Genomic DNA, 24,243 nt, shown 5'->3' with positions numbered 1-24,243 from the left:
ACACGGCATTTTAGACACAAAAACGCCCCGAATTGTGAAAATTCAGGGCGTTTCGTGTACATTTTCGTGTACGCTTTCCGTAAGCCTTTGACACTCAATGTGTATTGCGGAGAGAGAGGGATTCGAACCCCCGGTACAGTTACCCGTACACCGCATTTCGAGTGCGGCCCGATCGACCACTCCGGCATCTCTCCTTTTTCCGGTCGAGACCAAAACCTTTGTTTTGGGACTGCAAATATAGACATTATTTTTATTTTTGTCCACTTGAGGACGAAAAAAATTGCAGATTGTTGAAAAAAAGTCGCCGCAAAGCCTTCCAGGGCCGTTTTGACAGGCGAAAATTCGTATCTTTGTCCATAGCCCGACGTCGGAGGTGATGCAGTATCCGGCGCCGAATCCCGTTTATAAGGGGGAAACGATACTAAAATCGGTATGATTTTCGTTTTTCAGGTAAAGAAGCTAACGCAAACAAGGTGCGCTATGAAAAAGTTCAAGGTTTTAATCGGAATATTCTCCCTGGCGGTGGCGACGAGCGGATGTTCGTCCCTCTATCAGGCTGCGGCAGGTTCTGCTTCCGACGATCTCTACGCTGTGCACGACCGTGCCGAGATCGCCCGCAAGCAGCAGGCTGAAGCCGAAGCCCGGCGTGCCGCCGCCGAGGCCCGCAAGGCCGAGTGGGAGGCCCGGATCGCAGAGGCCGAAGCCGCTGCCTCCGAAAACAGGTATTATGAATACACCTCGCCCGACGCGAACCCCTACGAGAGCATCCTGGCCGATGACTACGAGAGTGCCTATGCCCGCCGGCTGAGGGGCTTCGATTCGCCGACCTACAAGATGCCGTCGAGTTATCTCGATGCGCGTTACAGTTCGGCCTTCACCTACGCCTCGGCCTACGATCCGGCCTTCTACAACATCGTTATCTCGGGCGACCAGGTCTGGGTCGAACCCAAGTACATCACCTCGATGTTCGGTACGTGGGGCGGTACGGTGCTCGCCGCTCCGTGGTATTATGGCTGGGACTGGCCCTGGGGGCCGAGCTTTACGTTCGGCAACTGGGGGTGGAGCTTCGGCTGGAACAGCTGGTACTCGCCCTGGTACGGCCCGTGGGGACCGTGGTACCGTTCGTGGTATGATCCCTGGTGGGGCTACGGCTGGCACGGGTGGTATGGCTGGTACGGCCATCCGCACTGGGGCCCCGGCTGGCACGGCACGCCCCGGCGCAACTACTACGCCAATCCGGGCGGACGTCCCGCCTACCGCTATACCCCCGGACGGAGCGTCTCGGGACGAACCTACGGCGTGGGCGGCAGCAGCTACAACACGCGCGGCAACAACGGCCGTCGTGGTGTGGTCTACGAATCCCGTTATGGCAGCCGCGGTGACAACAGCCCCTTCGGCAACAGCGGCTCGCGCGGCAGCTACAACAACTACAACAATTCCAACCGCAACAACGACCGTTTCCCGAACTTCGGCAACGGCGGATTCAACAGCGGTTCGCGCGGCGGAAGTTATAACAGCGGCGGCAGCTTCGGCGGTTCGCGCGGTGGTTCGTCGGGCGGCAGTTTCGGCGGTGGCGGCGGTTCGCGCGGCGGTTCGGTCGGTGGCGGCGGAAGTCGCGGAAGCCGTTGATCCATGGTCTCTTAAAATTGGATGATGATGAAAACGAATGTAAGGATAAAAACAGCGCTTCTGGCGGTGTCGGCTTTGGCGATGGCCGCCATGCCCCTGCGGGCGCAGACAACCGAGGCACGGATCAATTACGGCTTCGGCGGTTCGGTGCTCAACCGCGACATGCTCTGGGCTTCGGACTTTGCCGAACTGAGCCGGACCCATCTCTTCGGAACGGCCCGCGTGATGGGTATGGGCGGAGCGTTTACTTCGCTCGGTGCCGATCTCTCGTCGATGGCCCTCAATCCGGCGGGACTGGGCATGTATCGCGGCAACGAGATCACACTGACCCCGCTTGTCAACGTGTCGCACGCCTCGACCGAGGGCACCTCCACGTGGCAGAACAACAACAAGACACGCTTCGCCTTCGGGAACGTCGGCGTGGCGCTGAATGTCTACGAAAGCGGTTCGCGGGCCCTGACCAGCCTGACGCTCGGACTGGGGCTCAACCGCGTGGCTGACTTCAACAACCGCTACTCCTTCTCGTCGGAGTCGCTCTACGACCCCTCGACGGGGGCCCTCATGCCCACCATCGGCGACATCTTTTCGCAACAGCTCAACTCGTGGGGCGTGCGGCCCAATACGGGGGGCCACCTGCTGATGGACGATCTGCACCCGAGTGTGTGGCCGGCGGCGCTGGGCTATGACGGCTACATGGTCGACTACTTCTCCGACGGTGGCGCGAACCCCTGGGGCGTGGCCCGCATCGGCGGCAATGCCTCGGTGCTCCACTCGATGGATGTGGTTAACAGCGGATCGGTCAACGAGTTTGACATTTCGCTGGGCGGAAACATCAAGAACATCGTCTACTTCGGCGCCACGCTCGGCATCCAGAGCATCTACAAGCGCACGACGATGACCTATCAGGAGGAGTACGGCTACTTTAATACGAACGGTGTGGCGCAGAGCTATTCCGGGAGCGAATGGACGAATCTGACCGAGCAGCTGGAGATGATGAACCTCTCGCAGCAGATGACCATCGACGGCAGCGGCGTGAACTTCAAAGTGGGCGTCGTGGTGCGTCCCGTCGGCGGACTGCGCATCGGCATGGCCTTCCATACGCCGACCTACTATTCGCTCGAATACACCTACAAGGCCGGCATTACGACCAATATCGTCCAGACGGAAGACATTGCCAACAACAACGGCCCGATCCGTGGCGTGCAAAAGGGCAACGATTCGCCGACGGCCAGCAACGAGGGCCCCGACAGTTGGAATGTCACCTCGCCCATGCGGCTGATGTTCGGCGCTTCGTATACGTTCGGCAACTTCGCCATCGTATCGGTGGATTACGAGCGCAACTGGTACAATGCCATGCGTGTGAAGGGGGTGCCCCGCTACAACGAACTCGGGTCGGAGGACTACAAGGCTGAATTCAAGCAGAACTTCCAGGCAACCAATTCGCTGCGGGTGGGTGCCGAGATCAAGCCGCTGCCGTTCCTGGCCGTACGGGTGGGCGGCGGTTACACCGACTCGATGCTTCAGGACAACGCCTGCTACACCTACGCGGTCAATGCCGGCATGCCGGTGACGCGTGAGAGTTGTTACCTTTCGGCCGGTCTGGGGCTGATCTTTTCGCGCACGGTCTCGCTCGACGTGGCCTACCAGAACGTCTCCGATAAGCTGAGCGGTTACCAGCTCTTCCTGAGCCGCGATTACGATACGGGCAATCCGGGGACCTGGTCGGGGGTTTACGACACCTCGATCACGCGTCACTACATTGCCATGTCGCTCAACTTCCGCTTCTGACCCGGGGCCCGGGAAGGGCAAACCGGAGCCGGCGGGGCCGAAGAGTAGATGTGCGCGGAAGGATCTGGCTGGACCGCACCGTGTCGGCGGGGCCCGAAGGGGGTGTGTGAGGTGAAACGAAATCCCGCAAGGGTCCCGGAGGCGCCGTAGGAAGCCGGCGGGGCACGTGGGGTGGTGAGCCGATAATATAAGGTCCGCAATGTGGCGGACCTTGTATTTTTTTGTATATTTGCGCCACGAAACGAATGCAAAAACAATATAGACAATGGCAAAGGAACTGAAAGACCTCACCAAGTCGGAGGAGAACTACTCGCAGTGGTACAACGATCTGGTGGTCAAGGCCGGACTGGCCGAAAACTCGGCCGTGCGCGGATGCATGGTCATCAAACCCTACGGCTACGCCATCTGGGAGAAGATGCACGATGCGCTGGACAAGATGTTCAAGGAGACGGGTCACCAGAACGCCTACTTCCCGCTCTTCATCCCCAAATCGTTCTTCTCGAAGGAGGCCCACCACGTCGAGGGCTTCGCCAAGGAGTGTGCCGTGGTGACCCACTACCGCCTGAAGAACGACCCCGAAGGCAAGGGTGTGGTGGTCGATCCCGATGCCAAACTCGAGGAGGAGCTGATCGTGCGCCCGACCTCGGAGACCATCATCTGGAACACCTACAAGAACTGGATCCAGTCGTACCGCGACCTGCCGATCCTCTGCAACCAGTGGGCCAACGTCGTGCGCTGGGAGATGCGTACGCGTCTGTTCCTGCGTACGGCCGAATTCCTCTGGCAGGAGGGCCATACGGCCCACGCCACGCGTGAGGAGGCTATCGCCGAGGCCGAGAAGATGATCCATGTCTACGAAAAGTTCGCCCGCGAGTGGATGTCGCTGCCGGTGATCATGGGCCACAAGTCGCCCAACGAGCGCTTCGCCGGAGCCGAGGATACGCTTACGATCGAGGCGCTGATGCAGGACGGAAAGGCGCTGCAGAGCGGTACGTCGCACTTCCTGGGGCAGAACTTCGCCAAGGCCTTCGACGTGAAGTACGTTACCAGGGAGGGCAAGCTCGAATACGTCTGGGCTACGTCGTGGGGCGTTTCGACGCGTCTGATGGGGGCCCTGATCATGGCTCACTCGGACAACAACGGTCTGGTGCTGCCGCCGCGTCTGGCCCCGATTCAGGTGGTGATGATCCCCATCTACAAGGGCGAGGAGCAGCTTGCCGAGATCCGCACCCGTTTCGAGGCTATCGCCGCACAGCTGCGCGAGAAGGGTATCTCGGTCAAGATCGACGACCGCGACAACGTCCGTTCGGGCTTCAAGTTCTCCGAGTATGAGCTGAAGGGTGTGCCGGTGCGTCTGGCCATGGGCCCGCGCGACCTGGAGAACGGCACGATCGAACTCGTACGCCGCGATACGCTCGAGAAGACGACCGTCCCGCAGGAGGGACTTGTCGAGCGGATCGAGGGCCTGATGACCGATATCCAGGAAAATATCTACCGCAAGGCGCTCACCTTCCGCGACTCGATGATCACGAAGGTCGACACGTGGGAGGAGTTCAAGGAGGTGCTCGATACGAAGGGCGGCTTCATTTCGGCACACTGGGACGGAACGGTCGAGACCGAGGTGGCCATCAAGGACGCCACGAAGGCGACGATCCGCTGCATTCCGTTCGACGCGCCCGAAGAGGAGGGTGTCTGCATCTACTCGGGTAAACCCTCGCACCGTCGCGTGCTCTTCGCCCGCAGCTATTGATCGGAGGCGTCCGATCGTCGGTATCGGGAGGGGGCAACAGTCGGGTTGCCTCCCTCTTTTTTTGTCGGGAGATCGGCCGGAAGCAAGATGAAGAAGGGGCCCGAAAGAGACGGAAAGTTGAGAGAGGGAGAGAGGGAAAGAGAACATGGGGCCACAAGAGAGGAAGAGAGAGAAGGAGATAAAAGGAGATAGATAGAAATGAAGGAAGAGAGGGGAGAGAAAAAGTAGACGAACATGCGAAACGAGGAAAGCCGATCGCTGGATGGAACAAACAGGAACGGGGTGATGATCTTCAGATCATTGCCCCGTCTCTCTTTGATCCCTTTTTCACGGCCGGACGCCATTCCGCCGGAGCTTGCCCCGCCTGACGGATCTCTCCGCGGGCACTTGCCGGGGCCCATGCCTTCGGGGAAAAACTCCTTGCATGGTGATCCGCAAATCGGGGGCCAACTTCCCCGAATGCCCTTTCTTAATCGCTATTTCACGGTTCGATTTCCCGAAATCTCTCTGATTTTTCCTATTTTTGTATCCGAAAAAACAATTCACGTGGAGCAGGAACGTGACATACTGGAACGTCTGGCGCAGGGCGACCGAACAGCCTTCGATGCCCTCTACCTGCATTATGCCCCCAAGGTGGAGGAGCTGGCCTTCTGGATGTTGAAGAACCGGGCCGAAGCCGAGGATGTCATGCAGTCCGTTCTGCTTCGGGTGTGGGAGCGGCGGATTGAGATCGCCCAGATGGAGCGCTTCTCAAACTACCTCTTCACAATGACGAAGAATGCCATCTTCGATATCTACAAGCATACGCTGATTCACGAAAAGTACAGGATTTCGCGCCTGGTCTCGGTGAGCTATTTCCGCGACGATTCACTCGATAAGCAGGTCGAGAGCGACGATCTGGCTCTGCTGATTGCCGTGGCGGTTGCGAAAATGCCCGATCAGCGTCGGCGTATTTTCCAGATGAGCCGCTACGAAGGACTAGCCAACCGTGAGATTGCCGAAAAACTGGGGATCAGCGTCAAAACCGTCGAAAATCATATCACGGCGGCACTCAGTCAGTTGCGCCGTCTTTTGGCCGTCGTCTCTCTCTTTTTCTGAAAAAACGGCTCTTCGGACTGGGGGATAGAGGCCGCTTGGGCGTTCTATCTATGTAACGGACCGCAAACGATGAAGAGTGAAAAAATCCATACGCTGATTGGCGACTTCCTGCACGGGGATCTGCCGAAGGAGATTCAGCGACTCTTCCGGCGTTGGATGGTGGAGCCGACCGATCGCAAGGCGAAGGATCAGGCACTGCTCGATGCCTGGAACGAACTGCTGCAGGAGCCCGCGACGGGCGATTACCGGGCCAAACTCGCCGAGGCCAACCGGCGGATCGATGCCCTGGAGCGTCCCGCTGCCCGAAAGGTGCGGTTGGGCGGCTGGCGGCTGGCAGCAGCCGTGGCGGCGTTGGTGGTGCTGGTCGCCGGCATCGAGTATGTGGTGCTGGAGAGTTGCTTCGGAAGATACACCGCTTCGGTTTGTCTGGTCACTGCCCGCAACAGCAAGGGCGAGTTCGAACTCCCCGACGGCAGCCGTGTCTGGCTGAACGGCAACAGCCGTCTGACCTTTCCCGAGAGCTTCGATGAAGAGCACCGCAGCGTGCGTCTCGACGGCGAAGCCTTTTTTCGCGTGAAGCCGGATCCGCACCATCCCTTCCGCGTTGACATGGAGACGATGCAGGTCGAGGTCCTCGGTACGGAGTTCGATGCGCGTCACCACAAGGGGGCGCGCTATGCCGAGACGATTCTGCAGTCCGGCCGGGTCCGGGTCCATATTCCGGGACTGCGTGATCCGCTTTTTCTGAAGCCCGACGAACGGCTGTTGCTCGATGGCCGGACGGGCCGGGTCAGCGTATCTCCCGTTGCGGCGACAGACTACAGCAGCTGGACCTCCAACCGCCTGGTCTTCACCAATAAATCCCTCTCGTCGATTCTTGTCAACCTCGAGCGTTGGTACAACGTCCGCTTCTCGTATGATTCAACCATTGATCTCTCGGCCAAACTCTCCTTCCAGATCGAGTATGAATCGCTCGAGGAGACGCTGCGACTGATCGAGCGGATCGCCCCCGTGCGTTACAAGCTGCACGGACAGACGGTCAGCCTCGAGCCGAAATAAACCGATTCCGCGAACCGAATAACCTGAAAAAAACTTCGAATGCCTATGATGAACTGATTGCTAACCTGAACTATCCGCAAAAAGTTGGGCGGATGTCCCACCATCCGCCCTGCGACTTAAACTCAAACCTGCTCGTAGATCTTCTACGAATGATGAACTTTAAATCGTTACAAAATTATGAAATTTTCTGGACAAACCGACGGGATTGTCCCGAAGGGGCGATGTTTGCTCGTAAAATTTGTCTCTTTGGTGGTCTCGCTCTTTGTGGCCGGCCAGGTTCTGGCGGCCAATCCGCCCGTGACCTTGCATCTGAAGGATGTCTCCGTGGCGGAACTGCTCCGTCAAATCGAGAGCCAGGGGCAGTATACCTTTGCTTATAATAACGCGGACATTGATCTGACACGGGTCGTTTCGGTCGATGCCGAGGCGTGGCCCGTCGAACGGGTCATCACGACGTGCATTCCCAACGTGCAGGTACTTGTCGAACGGAACAAGGTGATTCTGACGCCGGTGCGGAGTGCCGGTGCGCAGCAACCGCACAAAATCTCGGGCAAGGTGTCCGAAACGACCGGAGCACCGATTGTCGGAGCCACGGTCATCTACAAGGACGGCAGTACGGTCAAGGGTACAACCTCGAGCGTGAACGGTGAATTTGCCTTCGAGGAACTGACCCCTTCCGACCAGGCGACCCTCGAGGTGTCGTTCATCGGTTACGACACCTATCGGATGCCGGTCGGCTCACGGACCTTCTTCGACGTGAAGCTGGCCACCTCGCAGCAGAGCATCGACGAAGTGGTGGTCGTCGGTTACGGTGTGCAGAAGAAGGCCAACCTGACCGGAGCCGTCGCCACCGTCTCGCAGAAGGAGCTCAAGGACCGCCCCGTGGCCAATGTCGGCCGGGCGCTGCAGGGTGTGATCCCCAACCTGAACGTGACGCTCTCTTCGGGCCAGCCCGGAGCCGGCGCCTCCTACAACATCCGCGGTACGACTTCGCCCAACGGCGGTTCGCCGCTGATTCTGATCGACGGTGTGGAGACCTATCCCGAGCGTATCAACTCGAACGATATCGAATCGATCACGGTCCTCAAGGATGCCTCGTCGGCGGCCATCTACGGAGCACGCGGCGCCTTCGGTGTGATTCTGATCACGACCAAGAGTGGCCGGTACAACGAAAAGGCCGAGGTCTCCTACAACGGATACTTCTCGGTTTCGAGCCCGACGACCTCGACGGATTACGAGACGCGCGGTTACTACTCGGCCAAGATTGCCGACTTCTTCATGATGTCCTCGCAGAATACCCCCTATACCTCCTATACGGAGAGTGATTACCGGGCTCTGTGGGAGCGGCGCAACGACCGGACCGAGAATCCGGCCCGTCCGTGGGTGATCACCGATACGCGCAACGGTCGCAAGCAGTATGTCTATCTGGCCAACTTCGACTGGTACAACTACCTTTACGACGACAGCCGTCCGACGTGGGACCACAACATCAACATCCGCGGCGGAACCAAGTCGTTGTCCTACATGGTCAGCGGCCGCTACTACCAGCAGAAGGGCATCAACCGGCTGGCACCCGACATGTTCAAGTCCTATAACTTCCGCGTGAAGCTGCAGGCCGAGATCCGGCCGTGGCTCACGATCTCGAGCAACACGAAGTTCTTCCAGTCGAACTATCGCTACTACGGCTACGAGGACGAGTACAACAACTTCCGCAAGCCGACGCTTCACGCCCTGGCCTCGTTCGTTCCGGTGAATCCCGACGGTACGGCCGTGTCGCACACCTCGATGACCAACTCCTCGTCGCACTACATCATGGATGGCTACAACGCCATGATGCAGAAGGGCAAGAGCTTCGGCAACAAGAAGACGCAGGAGATCACGACCACCTTCGAGGCGACGTTCAAGCTCCACAAGAACTTCAACGTCAAGGCCGACTTCAGCTACACGCAGGGCTATCTGCACAACGACTACCGCAGCGTCAATGTTGAGTACTCGCAGTATCCGGGCGTGATTCAGACCGAGCCCGAGGGCAACTTCCCGAACAGCTACAAGGAGGTGGTCTGGGATCAGAACTACTACGTGGCCGACGTCTACGGCACCTATAACAAGTCGTTCGGCGGGAAGCACAACTTCACGGCCATCGTCGGTTACAACTACGAGGCGAAATACTACCGTGATCTGACGGCTGCCAACGACGGCCTGCTTTCGGAGGATCTTTCGGATTTCAATCTGGCCAAGGGCACGACCAACTTCACGCTCAACGGCGGCCGCAACGAGTATGCCATCATGGGCTGGTTCTACCGCGTGGCCTACGACTACAAGGGAAAGTATCTGGCCGAGGTGAATGGTCGTTACGACGGAACGTCGCGTTTCCCGCGCGGCAAGCGCTACGGCTTTTTCCCTTCGTTCTCGCTGGCCTACCGCATCAGTGAGGAACCCTTCTTCGAGCCGCTTCGCAAGACGATCGACAACCTCAAGATCCGCTTCTCGTACGGTTCGCTGGGCAACCAGCAGATCGGCTACTACGATTTCATCCAGACCATCACGACCAAGGGCTCGATGAGCGGTTACTCGTTCGACGGCGTCACGCTCGGCCAGCATGCCACGGTCAGCGATCCCGTCTCGGGTGACCAGACCTGGGAGAAGGTCATCTCGAAGAACCTTGGTGTGGATCTCAACCTCTTCTCGAACCGTCTCTCGCTGACGGCCGATTTCTACATCCGCGACACGAAGGGTATTCTGGGCAAGGGACGTTCGCTGCCGTCGATCTACGGCGCCTCCGAACCGCAGGTCAATGCCAACGATCTCCGCACGAAGGGTTACGAACTCTCGCTCGGGTGGCGCGATTCGTTCAAGCTGGCCGGCAGTACGTTCAGCTACGGCATCGTCGGCACCCTGTCCGACTACACGGCCCGCTACACCTCGTGCGACAACCCCTCGGGGCTGATCAGCGACCCCTATGAAGGCAAGCGTTACGGCGAGATCTGGGGCTACAAGGTCGACGGACTGTTCCGTACCGACGAGGAGGCGGCCGACTACGCCTCGCAGATCGACCTCTCGACGGTGATGGCCGGGTGCTATTCGGCCACGGGTACCTACGGCAAGGGAGTTCGGGCCGGTGACATCAAGTATCTTGACCTGGACGGCAACCACATCGTCAATGGCGGCAAGGGTACGCTCGAGGATTCGGGCGACCGGCGCGTGATCGGTAACTCGACGCCCCGCTACCAGTACGGAGCAACGTTCAACTTCTCCTGGTACGGGTTCGACTTCTCGATCTTCTTCCAGGGTCTCGGCCACATGGACTGGTATCCGGGTGCCGACAACCTGCGCTTCTGGGGCCCCTACAGCCGGCCCTACGCCACCTTCATCCCGCGCAACTTCATGAGTCAGGTCTGGAGCGAGGACAATCCGGACGCCTATTTCCCCCGCGCCCGTGCCTACACGTCGCTCAGCTCCACGCAGGGTACGGCCTACTACACCAACGACCGTTACCTGCAGAATCTGGCCTATTGCCGACTGAAGAACCTCACGATCGGTTATACGATTCCCCGTCAGCTGACCTCCAAGGTCGGCATCAAGGAGTGTCGCATCTACTTCAGCGGGGAGAACCTCGTGACGTGGACGGCCCTGAAGAGTGATTTCCTCGATCCGGAGCAGGCAGCGGCCGATTCGGACAAGAAGTCGAACGTCTACCCCTGGTGCCAGACCTTCTCCGTGGGTCTGAACTTAACCTTCTAAAGAGACAGCCGTTATGAAAAAATATCTTTTATACCTGGCAGCCGGCGTCGTGCTGGGCGGACTTTGCAGCTGCGAAGACCAGCTCGACCGGTATCCCAAGGACAGACTCTCGCCCGAGAACTTCTTTCACAACGAGGACGAGTGTCAGCTCTACACCAACGATTTTTACACGATGTTCCCCGATGGATCGGGCATCTACGGCGAGACGGCCGACGTCATCGCCAAGAAGACGCTGACCAACGAGGTGCTGGGTAACCGTACGGTCCCCGCCACGGCCAGCACATGGACGTGGACCAAGCTGCGCGACATCAACTTCTTCCTCGAGTACGCCTCGAACTGCGAAGACGAGGATGTCCGGCTCGAATACGAAGGGGTTGCACGCTTCTTCCGGGCCTACTTCTACTTCGAGAAGGTGAAGTATTACGGCGACGTGCCCTGGGTCGACCGTCCGATCGATGCCAGCGACCCGCTGCTCTTCGAGAAGGGGCGCGACTCCCGTAAGCTGGTCATGGAGAAGATCATCGAGGATCTTGACTTTGCGATTCTCCACCTTCCGGCCGAGAAGCAGATCTACCGCGTGACCCGCTGGTCGGCTCTGGCGTTGAAGAGCCGTGCCTGCCTCTTCGAGGGCACCTTCCGCAAATACCACGATTTGGGCGACTACGAGGAGTGTCTCCAGGAGTGTGTTAATGCTTCGGAGCGCTTCATCCGCGAGAGCGGCTACACGATCTACACGGGTGGCACCACTCCCTATCTGGATCTCTTCTCGTCGCTCAAGGCCCAGAATTCGGAGATCATTCTGGCTCGCGCCTATAATTCGGCCATCGGTCTGAAGCACGACGTGAACGGTTATCTGACCAGTGTGACGATGGGTCAGCCCGGACTGCTGAAGAACATCGTCAACATGTACCTGATGAAGGACGGCACGCCGTTCACCTCGCAGAGCGGCTGGGAGAAGATGACCTTCGCCGAGGAGTGCCGCAACCGCGACGGGCGCTTTGCCCAGACGCTGCGCACGCCCGGTTACAAACGTATCGACGACACGGCCGAGTCGGCTCCGAATCTGGCCGCGACGATGACCGGATACCAGCTGGTCAAGTACCTGCAGTCGGCCAAATACGATGCCTACAATGCGTCGATGAACGATCTTCCGCTCTTCCGCACGGCAGAGGTCTATCTCAACTACGCCGAGGCGAAGGCTGAACTGGGAACGCTGATCCAGGCGGACATCGACCTGACGATTAAACCGCTGCGTGACCGTGCCGGCGTGGCCAACCTCTCGATGGAGAAGGCCAATGCCCAGCCGGATCCCTACCTGGCCTCGGCCGAGACGGGCTATGCTAACGTCACGGGAGCCAACCAGGGTGTGATCCTCGAGATCCGCCGCGAGCGTACGGTCGAGCTGCTGATGGAGAACCTCCGTTACTGGGACATCATGCGCTGGAAGGAGGGCAAACGTTTCGAGCATCCCTTCACGGGGGTTTATTTCCCCGGGCCGGGCAGCTACGATCTGAACGAGGACGGCGTGGACGACGTCTGCATCTGGTCGGGCACCAAACCCGAGACCTCGGCGGCGACTGTCTACGAGCTGGGCAAGGATCTCTTCCTGACGGAGGGCGATCACGGCAACATCCTCATCCATACGAGCTACACGCGGACGTGGAACGAGGATCGGGACTATCTCTATCCGATTCCGACCGATGACCGGGTCCTTACGCAGGGCGCCATCACCCAGAATCCGGGGTGGAACGACGGATTGAACTTTTAGTGGTAAACCTTAAAACGCATAGACATGACATTTCCCAGATTCATATTAGCGGCCCTCTGCAGCTGCAGCCTGTGCCTGTCGGCCACGGCCTGTTCCGAACTGAAAGGGGACAATTCCGATTACGATTTCGGCGATACGACCTCCGATCTGCCGGCCAACCCTTACGAGGAGCAGGGCTACGGCCGACTGCCGAACTCCGTCCGGCTGGCTACCTACAACACCCATCGCTGCGAAGGCTGGACGCAGAATTCGGGTACCGACCGGTCCAATTACGACAATACGGCCAAGGTCATCTCGCTGATGGATCCCGACGTGATTGCGCTTCAGGAGCTGGACAAGAATACCACCTGGCATGCGACCGACCAGCTTCAGGAGCTGGCCGACCGGACGGGTCTGAAGCCCTACTACTGCAAGACGATCGACTATCGCGGCGGTGACTACGGCATCGGCATCCTCACCAAGCGCGAACCGCTGGAGACCCATTCGGGGGATCTGCCGGGCGAGGAGCCGCGCAAGTTCTTCCTGGCGGAGTTCGACAATTTCATCTTCATCGCCACCCATTTCTGCCACGTATCCGACGAAAACCGGGCGCAGTCGTTCGAGATCATCACGAAATATCTTGCCGACAACTACGCCTCGACGACCAAGCCGATCTATCTGGCCGGAGATCTCAATACGTCGAAGCTGCCCGATGCGGCGCTGGAGTCGTGGCAGATCATCAGCACCTCGGCCAACACGTTCGTCAATTCGGCGTCGCCTTCGCGGATCGACTACATTCTGGTCTATACGAAGAACCATCCGACGTTCGAGGTGCTGGGCACGGCCGTACCCTCGTACGAGCAAATCAACGTGTCGACCGTATCCGATCATCTTCCCGTATTGGTAGACCTCAAAAAATAACCGGTCATGAAACTGAATCTGAAGAATCGGTTCATCCGCTGGACGGCCTTTCTGGCGGTGATCCTCCTTGCCGGAGCCTGCAAGGACGAAGTCGCGCTTCCGCGGAAATCGATCGCGTTGAGTACGCATGACATTTTGGCTCCGTCGTTTGCTACGTCGTTCACCTTCGACATCGAGGCCAACTGCGACTGGGAGATCACGGTGTCGGGTGACGATCCCTCGTGGCTCAGCCTCTCGACGATCTCCGACACAGGTCTGGCCACCGTCACGGCGACGCTGCTCGATAACAAGACTTCATCGAGCCGGAGCCTGACGCTGCGGGTTGCCGCCCGCCACGATGCCTCGGTATCCGACGAGCTGCATTTCATCCAGGCGGCTGCGGCGGCTGAGGGTTATATGGGCATTCCCGACCTGAAGGCCTTGGCGGCCGATGGTGAATATGTGGTTGCGGAGGATTTGAAGCTGCGCGGCGTTGTGGTTTCGAGCGTTCAGGACGACAACTATTTCGAGGACTGTCTGGCTCTCCAGGGAACTCCCGAACCCGGTTGCGGCATCACGCTGCGCTGCGAAGAAAAGCTCTTCTATAACATGGGCGAGGAGCTTGAGATTGCGCTGAAGGATGCCGTCGTCTCGCGGAATCCGCAGACCGGCATGATGGAGCTCAAACCGGTGTCGGACGGCAGCATCACCCGCACCCAGACCACGCAGGTGATGGTCGAGGCGCTGGAGGTCTCCTACGGGGAGCTCTGCTCGGGACTCTACGAGTCGATGTACGTCGGCGTCTATTCGCAGGTTCACACCCCGGAAGAGGGGTCGTTGAGCGATCTGACGATGATGGACAACCCGATGATGCAGGATCCCGACAACAACCAGTTCCGGATGCTTTCGTCGCAGAAGGCCTCGTTCGGAATCGACCCCGTGCCGGATGGCAGCGGTGAGCTGCGCGGCATTGCCGTTCCCGATGGCGGAAGTTGGGCTATCCGTCCCTGTACGGCTGCGGACAAGGAGCTGACGGGGCTTCGTTTCGGTGCATCGGTCGGCATCCGTCTGCCGTATATCTTCTCGTTCTACGCCGCCTCGCAGAGCAACAAGGACTGCAAGTACGTTACCGTGACCGACGGTACGTTCAGCAAGCTGGGTGCCGACTTCAAGGTCGTGGACAAGAATGCCGACATGGGCGTTGTCCTGACGGCCCAGGTGGCCGCGAACTCCACCAGTTCGCAGTTCCGACTGACGCATTGGGCCGATGAGGCGGCTCACGACAACATCCCTGCCAAGTCGATGGTTTACGGGCAGGACTCCTACTTTCTCTTCACGATTCCCGTGGCGGAGGATCTGCCGGCGACGTTCCGCATTTCGTTCGGACTCTCCGGAACGGGCGGTGCGCCGAAGAACTGGGCGCTGGCCTATTCGACCGACGGCGAGCGTTTTGTCACGCCGGCCGACAAGTCGACGGCGATTTCGATTCCGTCGGGCATCAGCGGCAGCGGTTTCTACTACTACTTCACGATGCCTCTGACTCCCGAGACGCCGGTGACGAAGGGCCAGACGCTGCTGCTGAAGCTCTACCCGACGGACAACGTCAGCTGCAATGGCGGTACGGCGGGCTATAACTCCGATTCGCGTCTGCACTCGTGTCTGGTGATCGAGGCGATGCCGTCGTTCGAGACGGCTACGCCCGATGGAGCGATCTACTTCGAGCCCTTCGACGGCCTGACCGAAGGTCTGGACTACCTCTACGGCGACAAGCTGGCTGCCATGCTCAACGATTGCGGCAGCGACATCGTCGATTGGGATACCTCGCTTCGGAACGGTCTGTCGGGCACCAACGTCCGTCAGCGTCCCGGCTATGCCCAGATCGGCTACGTCGAGTCGCAGGCCGTTGCGCGGGCCGACTACGTCAATCAGGTTGGTGCGTTGCTGACGCCGGCGCTGGGTGCCGCGGGAACGCTGAAGCTCTCCTTCCGGGCGATGGCCTACAAGACCTGCTCGGACCGACCGAAGGCTAAGGCCGGAGAGCCCAAGGACAAGAAGGGTGACCTGACCTCGATCGTTGTCGAGGTGATCGGCGGCGGTACGATCGACGGGGCGACGCGCAAGGTGATCGACGGTCTGTCGACCACGCAATTCGACACCTACTCGCTGACGATCGATCAGGCGACGGCTTCCACGCAGCTGCGTTTCACGAGCGATGCGGCGGCCGACGACTTCTCGCGCTGGTTCATTGATGATATTTGTATAACCCGATAATTTCTTTCATGCGGAGGAGGGGCCCGGTCACAAATTGCGGGCTCTTCTTCCCGGTTTTTTCAGATTCCATGATTCGAAAAATTCTGTTGTCCTGCGCGGCCGGTTGCCTGGGACTGACCGCCGCCGCGCAACCGGTTATAGACTGGGACGAGGCCTATCGTCAGGCCGATTCGCTGATCTCCGGGCTCACGCTCGACGAGAAGATCCACTTCATGCGGGGTTACTCCTCGTTCTTCTTCTACGGGGTTCCCGAAAAGGGAATTCCCTACCTTTATCTTTCGGATGCCACGCAGGGTATTCATCTGCGCAACAACCTGCCCGACCGGACGATGGTCCGGCAGCTGGAGCGGTCGACGGCCTTTCCGTCGCCGATCATGCTGGCCTCGACGTTCGATCCCGAACTGGCCTACCGATATGCCGAGGCCGTGGGTGAGGAGTGCCGGGCCGGCGGCATCGAAGTGCTGCTGGGCCCCGGCGTGAACATCACGCGCAATGCCCAGTGCGGGCGCAACTTCGAGTACCTGGGCGAGGATCCCTGCCTGGCTTCGGCGCTGACGGCCGCCTACGTGCGGGGCATGCAGTCGACGGGAACGGCCGCTTGCCTGAAACACTTCATCGGCAACGAGACGGAGTTCTACCGCCGGCGCTCCAATTCGCTGATCGACGAGCGGGCGCTGCACGAGATCTACATGCCCGCCTTCCGGGCCGGTATCGAGGCGGGAGCCGCCTACGTGATGACCTCCTACAACCGGCTCAACGGCGAGTGGACGGGGCAGGATGGGCGCGTCATCGAGGGCCTTCTGCGCCGCGAACTGGGCTTCCGGGGATGTGTGATGAGTGACTGGCGTTCGGTCTACGACACGGAGAAGATTGTCCGGAGCGGACAGAACGTCGAGATGCCGGGCCGCGACGAGTTCTTCGACGAGGTGCGCAAGCTGTTGGACGAGGGCCGGATTACGGAACGCGACATCGAGCGGATGATCCGCCCCAACCTGGCTACGGCCCTGGCATTCGGCCTCTATGGGCAGGAGAAGTATGCCCCCGAGCTGCTCGACCGTTTCCCGGCTCATGCCCGGCTGGCCTGCGACGTGGCGGCCCGCGGCGCCGTGCTGCTGAAGAACGACGGCATTCTGCCGCTGGCTCCCGGGCGGAAGATCCTGTTGACGGGACGCTTCGTCGATCAGATCCCGCGTACGGGCGGCAGCTCGTCGGCGTCGGCCGAGGTGATCGGCTATGACAACGTCTCGCTTCGCGAGGCGCTTGGCGCAGAGTTCGGCGACCGCGTGCAGGTGGTCGAGCATCCGACCCGCGAGGAGCTGGCCGCAGCCGACGTGGTGGTCGTTTCGGCCGGCACGATCGACGTCGAATCCTTCGAGCGGCCCTTTGCCCTTCCTTCGGCCGAGGAGCGTTTCATCCGCATGGCCGTTGAGGCGAATCCGCGTACGGTGGTTCTGGTCAACACGGGTTCGGGCATCCGCATGAGCGGCTGGAACGACCGCGCCGCCGCCATTCTCTATGGCTGGTATCCCGGCCAGAACGGCATGACGGCTCTGGCCGGTATCCTCTCCGGAAGGATCAACCCCTCGGGCAAACTACCGTTGACGATCGAGCGTGAGTTCAGCGATTCGCCCGCCGCGGGGACCATGCCCGCCGGTGCGGAGTTCTACAACAAGGCTCCCCGGGCCTACAACGAGCAGATGATCCGCCTCTACGACGTCGACTACGCCGAGTCGGTGCTGGTCGGTTACCGCTGGTATGAGACCCGGGGGATTCGTCCGTTGTACCCCTTCGGATTCGGACTCTCCTACACGACCTTCTCGCTCTCGAAGCCGCGTGCCGCCCGGATCTTCCCCGAAAAGGAGCCGCTCAAGGTCCGCGTCACGCTCTCCAATACGGGTGAACGGGACGGAGCCGAGGTGGTTCAGCTCTACGTTTCGCAGCGGAATCCCTCGGTGCTGCGGCCGGTGAAGGAGCTGAAGGCCTTCCGCCGCGTGGAGCTGGCTTCGGGCGAGAGCCGCGAGATCACGTTCGATCTCGGTCGCGAGTGCCTGGCCTATTGGGACGACAAGGCGCATGACTGGCGGGTCGATCCGGGCGAATATGTGCTTTCGCTGGGAACGTCGTCGGCTGACGTGGCCTTCGAACTGCCCGTTGAGGTGAAAAGGTAGCAGGCCGCTTTGCAGAGGCGGCTGGATATCTCCTTCTGGCAATATCAACCATCGGACCCGGGGATGAGCCCCGGGTCCGTTTTTTTTGGACCGGGTGCGGAAGATAATGGAGAGATCGTGATTCGCCGATCCGAAATTTTTCGTACTTTTGGCCGCAGATAAGTGGATTAAATGTTGGTGAATATGTCGAGTGAAGCGGAAATCCGTAAACGGAAAATCTATCGCGTGACCTTCGTCGGGTTCGTGGTCAATCTGGTCCTGTCGATCGTCAAACTGATTGCCGGTCTGGTCGGCCGAAGCGGCGCCATGGTCGCCGATGCCGTCCATTCGTTCTCCGATCTGGCCACCGACGTGGTGGTGATCGCCTTTGCCCGGATCTCGGCCAAACCTCGCGACCCCGGCCACGACTATGGTCACGGCAAGTATGAAACCCTCGCGACGATCATCATCAGTCTCGCGCTGGCGGTGGTCGGTGCCGGAATCCTGGTCGACAGCATCGAACGGATCCGGATCGTCCTCGACGGAGGACTCCTCCCGCGTCCGGGCGTCATTGCCCTCGTGGCAGCCCTCGTCTCGATCATCGTCAAGGAGATCCTCTATCGCTATACGGTGCGGGTAGGGCGTCAGATTCAGAGCCCGAGCGTCATCGCCAACGCCTGGCATCACCGCAGCGACGCCCTTTCGTCGCTCGGTACGCTGGTCGGTATCGGCTGCGCCTATTTCCTCGGCTCCAAGTGGCGGATTGCCGATCCGGTGGCCGCACTGCTTGTGGCGGTCTTCATCTTCAAGATCGCTTTCGACCTGATCCGGAACGGCCTGGGCGAACTGCTCGAACAGTCGCTGCCCGAGGATGTCGAGGAGGAGATCCTGCACATCGTCACGGCCAATCCCGAGGTGCGCGAACCCCACAATCTGCGCACGCGCCGCATCGGTGCCTCGATTGCCATCGAGGTGCATGTCCGCATGGACGGGCGGATGACCGTCGAGCACTCGCACGATCTGACCGTGGAGATCGAACGCCGCCTGCGCGAGCGTTTCGGCGAGGAAACGATGATCGCCATTCACGTCGAGCCGATCAACAAGTAGAGGCGCCTCTCCCGGTACGATTTTTGCAGGACACTTCCCCGGAGAACGAATTCTCGAAAGAGTAGAAAAATTTGTTTTTTCCGGGAAAAATGTGTACCTTGCCAGCGTCGGGCTTCTGCAGCGGGGACGTTGTCAGGGGCCGATCATGAAGACTATTTATACATAACGCTTTAAACTGGATTGCCTATCGGAAAAGACTCTACTCTTTGTAACTAATTGGGAGACAAGAGTATGAACGTGCAAGTATTAAGTGACCGGGTATTGCTTAATCACTACCTTTCCGGGGATCGGAGCGCTATGTCCCAGCTCATCGAACGTCACAGCCGCCGCGTACGCGACTACATCAACATGATGGTCAAGGATCGTGACGTGGCCGATGATATTTTCCAGGAGACCTTCATCAAAGCCGTCCGCGTCATCGACGAGGGCCGTTATACGGATAACGGCAAGTTCCTGTCGTGGATCCTGCGCATCGCCCACAACCAGGTGATCGACCACTTCCGCGCCCAGCGTCAGGACAAGGCCGTCACGGAGTCGGAGGCGGGATACGACATGCTCGGTACGCTGAAATTCGCCGAACGCACGGTCGAGGATGCCATGGTCAGCCAGCAGATCGAACGCGACGTGCGTTCGCTGGTCGAACTGCTGCCCTCCGAACAGCGCGAGGTGGTGATGATGCGCTACTTCTCGGGGCTGAGCTTCAAGGAGATCGCCGAGCAGACCAACGTGAGCATCAATACCGCGCTGGGACGCATGCGCTATGCGCTGATCAACCTGCGGCGCATGATCAAGGAAAAAAATCTGGTTCTCTGCTGAGAAACGTACAATATTCCCCCGTCGGATGCGTTATATAGTTGAAAGCAATCTAAGACAACGCCTATGGAGAATATTGACAAAAATGAAGTCTTTGACAACGGCATCTCTGAAGACGAGGATCTGTTGATGCGGGAGGTGATACAGGGGGATGCTGATCTCTACTATCTACACCATTACCTCTCGGAGATTTTCCGAAGCGGGGATAATTTTTAAGGGTTAATTTTTGATGGGGAAGGGCGCCGGGAGGCGCCCTTCATTTTTGGCGGTGAACTCTTTGAACGGGCGACGGTTTCTGTTTTTGCCACGGAAATGACTTTTTGATTTGTTGTATCGCCAATGATACGCCGTTATTTTGGGTTTATCCTCATTTTTGTGCGATTTTTCGGCTGACAAGGAGGACGAGTGCTGTTCCCGCCCGGGTGGGTCGAGAAACGGAAACTAATCTCAATGATCATGAACAAGAAGATCCTTCTGTCGCTTCTGTTGGTCGCCGGCTGCTGGCTCGGAGCCTCGGCACAGCAGGTCGCTGTGAAGACCAACGTGCTCTATTGGGCGACAACGACTCCGAATGTCGGAGTGGAGTTCGCCCTGAGCAAACATTCGACCCTCTCCATGACGGCCAACTACAATCCCTGGACCCTCGGTTCGGACAACCGGATTCAGCACTGGTTCCTGCGCCCGGAGTATCGCTACTGGGTCACGGAGAAGTATACGCGTCTCTATTTCGGTGTCCATGCCATTGGCGGCAAGTGTGAGGTGGGCGGTTTCCGGCTGCCTTTTATCGGCGACCGCATCATGCGGGGACTGGCCACGAACTACTACAAGGGTTCGTTCGTGGGGGGCGGTCTGAGCATCGGCTATCAGTTCTATGTCAGTCCGCACTGGAATCTGGAACTCTCGGCCGGCGCCGGTCTGGTGCGTCTGAACTACCATACGGAGCCCATCGACGGTTCGCAAGCCTCTGCTTCGGCCCGTCGGACCAAGGTGCTGCCCATTCCTACGGAACTCGGTGTTTCGTTCGTCTATCTGTTCAATTCGCGCAAATAATCGAATCGTCCCATGAAAAAATATCTGCTGCTTGTTCTGTTTCTGATGGCGGGGCTTTCGCTCCGGGCTCAGATTCTCGGTGATGTGGCCGTGACGCGCAAGGTGCTGGCCGAGCGTGACGGCGAACTGCATCTGGTTCTGGAGATCTCGGTGGCCCGCAAGGCCGTGACGCGGTCGCAAAGCTGGGCGATTCTTCCCGAACTGAGCACGGCCGACCGGCGGTCGGTCAAACTCTTCCCGCACGTGCTGATCAACGGCCGCTACCAGCAGCACATGATGGAGCGCCGCCGCCGGCTCTCGGGTGCCTACTGGGCCGAACGCCAGCCCTATCTGACGATCAACGTCGACGGCCGCAGCGACCAGACCTTCCTCTACGAGATGAAGGTTCCCTACGAAAGCTGGATGGACGACGCTACGCTCGTGCTGCGGCAGGTGCAGACCTCGCCCGGCGGCAAACGGCGCGTTTTTACGGTGGATGTCAACGGCGCGGTCGACCGGCAAGAGTAATCAACAATTCATTCCTGTGAGATGAGCATGTGTGAATGGAGAGGGTATGCCGTCGGCGCGCTCATAGTCGGGGCGCTGCTGACCGGATGCGGAAGTTTGCGCAAACTCGCCAAGAGTGATCCCAAGGTCGGGGCCTATCTCCCGGCCCGGAGCAAACGGGAGCTGGCGGCCCGGGCGGCGGATACCGTCCCGGCGCAGAAGATCATCACCTTCCGCCGGCAGGACGGGACGGAGCTCTATCTGGCTCCGGCAACCGTCGACTCCGTTTCGGGTGAGACGCTGATGTCGGTGGCCATCGACGAAGTGGTCATTTCGGCCGCTGGCCGCCGCAACATCGTCGAGCGCAACGGCAAGATCAATGTCGATTTCATCGTCTCGGTTCCCGATACGCTGCAGCACCTCGACTGGAGGCTGGTGGTCGGACCGCGGCTGCTCAAGGGCGAGGATACGCTGGCCTTCGATCCGCTGGTCTACAGCGGCGAGCGCTTCCGGCGGATGCAGCAGCACGAATACGACCGTTACGACGCCTATCTGGGGCGCATTGTCGACAGTGCCGACTATTTCGACCGTTTTGGCCGTCAGGGCCTCTATCGCCGCCGGTTGGACGGCGTGCTCGATCAGCGGGCGCTGTATGCCGGGGCGATGGAGCGGCTGGAGCGGATGACCCCCGGGGAGGCCATGTACGACCGGGTGGTCGGATGGAGCACCCCGCAGGAGCGGCGGCGGCAGGAGGAGATCCTGCGCCGTTACGTGCGTTCGACCGACCGCAAGGTTCGTGCCCGCATGACCTATGTGCCCGATGCCGGCAATCGGCTCGACCATCTGAACGACTATTTTACGCCGCGTTACCGTTATCCGGGGGTGGAGGTGCTGCCCGGCGGAGCGGTCTATACGCGGGTGGCGGGTGACTATCCCGCCGAGGGGGGCCGCGACCGCGAGGCCTACATCCGTTCGCTCGGCGAACGCCCGGAGGCGCTCCGCAACGAGCTCCGCACGGCCGACCGCGAGACACTGCGCCGACTGGCCGGCGAGCGGCTGGCCTATACGGGGCTTCGGCGCAAGGCGATCGGGGGGCTGCTCCGCGAGACGGGCGACAGCGCCCTGATGGAGAACTACCGCATCCGCAGCGGTTATGTGGCCGACCGGCTGGCCTCGCTCTACGAGGTCGACACGATGGCGCTGCGCAACAGCGTGCTGCGGCAGGGACAGCTGGCCCGCAACGAGCGGCGGCGGCTCGGGGCACCGGATGCCTATCGGCGGCTGGTACGCCATCCCTATCCGGATCCCGTGCGGTTGGATACGGTGATCTACCGTCCCGACGGCCGGATCGACTACTACTATACGCAGCAGGTGCAGGCCGACGAGAATACCTCGAAGCTGCGGCTCTACCTCACCGGCGAGGTGGAGGTCCGCAACGGCCGCAGCTATCGGCTGCGACGTTCCGACACGCTGTACTACAACGTGGCCTCGATGACGACGTTCCTCGACGAGCGGACGCGCTACATGCAGCGCATCGTGCTGCGTGATGCTGAGGCCAATGCGCGCTTCTTCTTCACGTTCCCCGTCGGGAAGAGTTCGCTGGTCGACACGCTCCCGGAGAATCGTCGGCAGATTGCCGCCGTGAAGTCGCTCACGCGCAGTCTGATGACCGATCCGGTCTACCTGATCGACAGCATCACGCTCCGCGCCACGGCTTCGCCCGAGGGGCGCTGGGAGCTCAACGAACGGCTGGCTCGCGATCGGGCCGAAGCGCTGCGGCGGGTGCTGGTCGGGGAGTTCCGCGTGCTGTACGACTCGCTCAACGTCGCCGGCAGTTATACGCTCGACGAGCAGGGGCGGCAGGTGATGGTCGAAGAGGAGGATCGGCTGCCCGACCTTCCGAATCTGCTGCGCACGACCTCGCTGGCCGAGGATTGGGACGAACTGTACCGGCTGGTGGCCGCCGATACGCTGCTGACACACAAGGCGGAGATTCTGGAGATGATCCGCTGGGAGGGGAATCCCGATACGCGCGAGTGGCGCATCCGCCTGAAGTATCCGCGTGAGTATGCGCGGATGCGGAGTGTGATCTATCCGCTGATGCGGGCCGTGGATTTCCGCTTCAACCTCCACCGGAGGGGCATGAAGCAGGATACGGTCTATACAACGGAGGTCGATTCGAACTACATGCATGCCGTGGATCTGCTCCGCAAGCGCCGCTACGAGGAGGCGCTGACGATCCTGCGCCCCTACGAGGACCGCAATACGGCACTGGCCTACATGTCGCTCGGGTACGATGCGGCGGCCTATCGGATTCTCCGCGGACTGCCCGAGGCCTCCTCGACGGCCGACATCCAGTACATGCTGGCCATTCTGGCGGCCCGTCTGGGCGAGGAGGAGCATGCCGTGCAGTATTTCCTGCGGGCGGTCGAGCTGCGTGAGAACCTGAAGTTCCGCGGAAACCTCGATCCCGAAATTTCGCGGCTGATCCGCCGTTACGGCCTCTTCCGCGAGGATTTTGAATGAGCCGGCCGCCGACCCGTTATCGGTCCGTTATCGGTCCGACGGTCCGGGCGGGGAGGAGCCTTCCGGAGCGGATTCCAAAAAAGAGACCCCTGTTGCACGATGGTGCGGCAGGGGTCTCTTTATGTGCGGCA

General features: G+C 60.0%; 15 protein-coding genes and 1 tRNA gene. 15 read left to right on the top strand and 1 reads right to left on the bottom strand.

Going from position 1 to position 24,243, the window contains the following annotated elements; translation table 11 throughout:
- Positions 1-107: 107 nt before the first annotated feature.
- Positions 108-194 (bottom strand) — tRNA-Ser (locus tag B5G09_RS11735).
- Between the two features lie 286 nt (positions 195-480).
- On the opposite strand from B5G09_RS11735, the gene B5G09_RS11730 reads away from it, so the two are divergent.
- The 15 genes from B5G09_RS11730 to B5G09_RS11660 all read left to right on the top strand — a co-directional run bounded on the left by B5G09_RS11730 (position 481) and on the right by B5G09_RS11660 (position 24,112).
- Positions 481-1,629, top strand: a complete 1,149-nt coding sequence (locus B5G09_RS11730) for a hypothetical protein (protein ID WP_087405301.1) — start codon at positions 481-483, stop codon at positions 1,627-1,629.
- Positions 1,630-1,656: 27 nt separating this feature from the next.
- On the top strand, positions 1,657-3,417 hold the full coding sequence (locus B5G09_RS11725; RefSeq protein ID WP_241147665.1) for a transporter: 1,761 nt from the start codon (positions 1,657-1,659) through the stop codon (positions 3,415-3,417).
- 265 nt (positions 3,418-3,682) lie between these two features.
- Positions 3,683-5,167 (top strand): proline--tRNA ligase, encoded by a 1,485-nt coding sequence (gene proS, locus B5G09_RS11720; RefSeq protein ID WP_087311486.1) that lies wholly within the window; start codon positions 3,683-3,685, stop codon positions 5,165-5,167.
- 546 nt (positions 5,168-5,713) lie between these two features.
- Complete coding sequence (locus B5G09_RS11715; RefSeq protein ID WP_232009145.1) at positions 5,714-6,265, top strand: RNA polymerase sigma-70 factor; 552 nt, start codon at positions 5,714-5,716, stop codon at positions 6,263-6,265.
- Between the two features lie 69 nt (positions 6,266-6,334).
- Positions 6,335-7,324 (top strand): FecR family protein, encoded by a 990-nt coding sequence (locus B5G09_RS11710; RefSeq protein ID WP_087405299.1) that lies wholly within the window; start codon positions 6,335-6,337, stop codon positions 7,322-7,324.
- Between the two features lie 177 nt (positions 7,325-7,501).
- A complete protein-coding gene (locus tag B5G09_RS11705) occupies positions 7,502-11,065 on the top strand; it encodes a TonB-dependent receptor (RefSeq protein WP_087405298.1) in 3,564 nt (1,187 codons plus the stop codon).
- Positions 11,066-11,078: 13 nt separating this feature from the next.
- Positions 11,079-12,833, top strand: a complete 1,755-nt coding sequence (locus B5G09_RS11700) for a RagB/SusD family nutrient uptake outer membrane protein (RefSeq protein ID WP_087405297.1) — start codon at positions 11,079-11,081, stop codon at positions 12,831-12,833.
- Positions 12,834-12,857: 24 nt separating this feature from the next.
- Entirely contained in the window at positions 12,858-13,733 is an 876-nt protein-coding gene (locus tag B5G09_RS11695; protein WP_087405296.1) for an endonuclease/exonuclease/phosphatase family protein, read from the top strand.
- Positions 13,734-13,739: 6 nt separating this feature from the next.
- Positions 13,740-15,983 carry a DUF5689 domain-containing protein gene (locus B5G09_RS11690; protein WP_087405295.1) on the top strand — a complete coding sequence of 748 codons (2,244 nt, stop codon included), beginning with the start codon at positions 13,740-13,742 and terminating at the stop codon, positions 15,981-15,983.
- Between the two features lie 68 nt (positions 15,984-16,051).
- Positions 16,052-18,151: a glycoside hydrolase family 3 C-terminal domain-containing protein gene (locus tag B5G09_RS11685; RefSeq protein ID WP_087405294.1), complete on the top strand. Its 2,100-nt coding sequence runs from the start codon at positions 16,052-16,054 to the stop codon at positions 18,149-18,151.
- A gap of 183 nt (positions 18,152-18,334) precedes the next feature.
- Positions 18,335-19,237: a cation diffusion facilitator family transporter gene (locus tag B5G09_RS11680; RefSeq protein WP_087311507.1), complete on the top strand. Its 903-nt coding sequence runs from the start codon at positions 18,335-18,337 to the stop codon at positions 19,235-19,237.
- Between the two features lie 231 nt (positions 19,238-19,468).
- On the top strand, positions 19,469-20,053 hold the full coding sequence (locus B5G09_RS11675; RefSeq protein ID WP_087311485.1) for a sigma-70 family RNA polymerase sigma factor: 585 nt from the start codon (positions 19,469-19,471) through the stop codon (positions 20,051-20,053).
- A 453-nt stretch (positions 20,054-20,506) separates the two neighbouring features.
- Positions 20,507-21,100: a DUF3575 domain-containing protein gene (locus B5G09_RS11670; protein WP_162608271.1), complete on the top strand. Its 594-nt coding sequence runs from the start codon at positions 20,507-20,509 to the stop codon at positions 21,098-21,100.
- Between the two features lie 12 nt (positions 21,101-21,112).
- Positions 21,113-21,607, top strand: coding sequence for a DUF3868 domain-containing protein (locus B5G09_RS11665; RefSeq protein ID WP_087311483.1), 495 nt, complete (start codon positions 21,113-21,115; stop codon positions 21,605-21,607).
- A 21-nt stretch (positions 21,608-21,628) separates the two neighbouring features.
- Positions 21,629-24,112: a hypothetical protein gene (locus tag B5G09_RS11660; protein WP_143256547.1), complete on the top strand. Its 2,484-nt coding sequence runs from the start codon at positions 21,629-21,631 to the stop codon at positions 24,110-24,112.
- The last annotated feature ends 131 nt before the right edge of the window (positions 24,113-24,243 follow it).

It is taken from the genome of Alistipes sp. An54 (assembly GCF_002159375.1).
Lineage (GTDB): Bacteria > Bacteroidota > Bacteroidia > Bacteroidales > Rikenellaceae > Alistipes > Alistipes megaguti.
This window is presented reverse-complemented; position numbering and strand designations above follow the sequence as displayed.

Bases quoted from the DNA above. Each gene is read 5' to 3' on its own strand.
- B5G09_RS11730 (WP_087405301.1), top strand. From the start codon at position 481: ATGAAAAAGTTCAAGGTTTTAATCGGAATATTCTCCCTGGCGGTGGCG.
- B5G09_RS11725 (WP_241147665.1), top strand. From the start codon at position 1,657: ATGAAAACGAATGTAAGGATAAAAACAGCGCTTCTGGCGGTGTCGGCT.
- proS (WP_087311486.1), top strand. From the start codon at position 3,683: ATGGCAAAGGAACTGAAAGACCTCACCAAGTCGGAGGAGAACTACTCG.
- B5G09_RS11710 (WP_087405299.1), top strand. From the start codon at position 6,335: ATGAAGAGTGAAAAAATCCATACGCTGATTGGCGACTTCCTGCACGGG.
- B5G09_RS11705 (WP_087405298.1), top strand. From the start codon at position 7,502: ATGAAATTTTCTGGACAAACCGACGGGATTGTCCCGAAGGGGCGATGT.
- B5G09_RS11700 (WP_087405297.1), top strand. From the start codon at position 11,079: ATGAAAAAATATCTTTTATACCTGGCAGCCGGCGTCGTGCTGGGCGGA.
- B5G09_RS11695 (WP_087405296.1), top strand. From the start codon at position 12,858: ATGACATTTCCCAGATTCATATTAGCGGCCCTCTGCAGCTGCAGCCTG.
- B5G09_RS11690 (WP_087405295.1), top strand. From the start codon at position 13,740: ATGAAACTGAATCTGAAGAATCGGTTCATCCGCTGGACGGCCTTTCTG.
- B5G09_RS11685 (WP_087405294.1), top strand. From the start codon at position 16,052: ATGATTCGAAAAATTCTGTTGTCCTGCGCGGCCGGTTGCCTGGGACTG.
- B5G09_RS11680 (WP_087311507.1), top strand. From the start codon at position 18,335: ATGTCGAGTGAAGCGGAAATCCGTAAACGGAAAATCTATCGCGTGACC.
- B5G09_RS11675 (WP_087311485.1), top strand. From the start codon at position 19,469: ATGAACGTGCAAGTATTAAGTGACCGGGTATTGCTTAATCACTACCTT.
- B5G09_RS11670 (WP_162608271.1), top strand. From the start codon at position 20,507: ATGAACAAGAAGATCCTTCTGTCGCTTCTGTTGGTCGCCGGCTGCTGG.
- B5G09_RS11665 (WP_087311483.1), top strand. From the start codon at position 21,113: ATGAAAAAATATCTGCTGCTTGTTCTGTTTCTGATGGCGGGGCTTTCG.
- B5G09_RS11660 (WP_143256547.1), top strand. From the start codon at position 21,629: ATGAGCATGTGTGAATGGAGAGGGTATGCCGTCGGCGCGCTCATAGTC.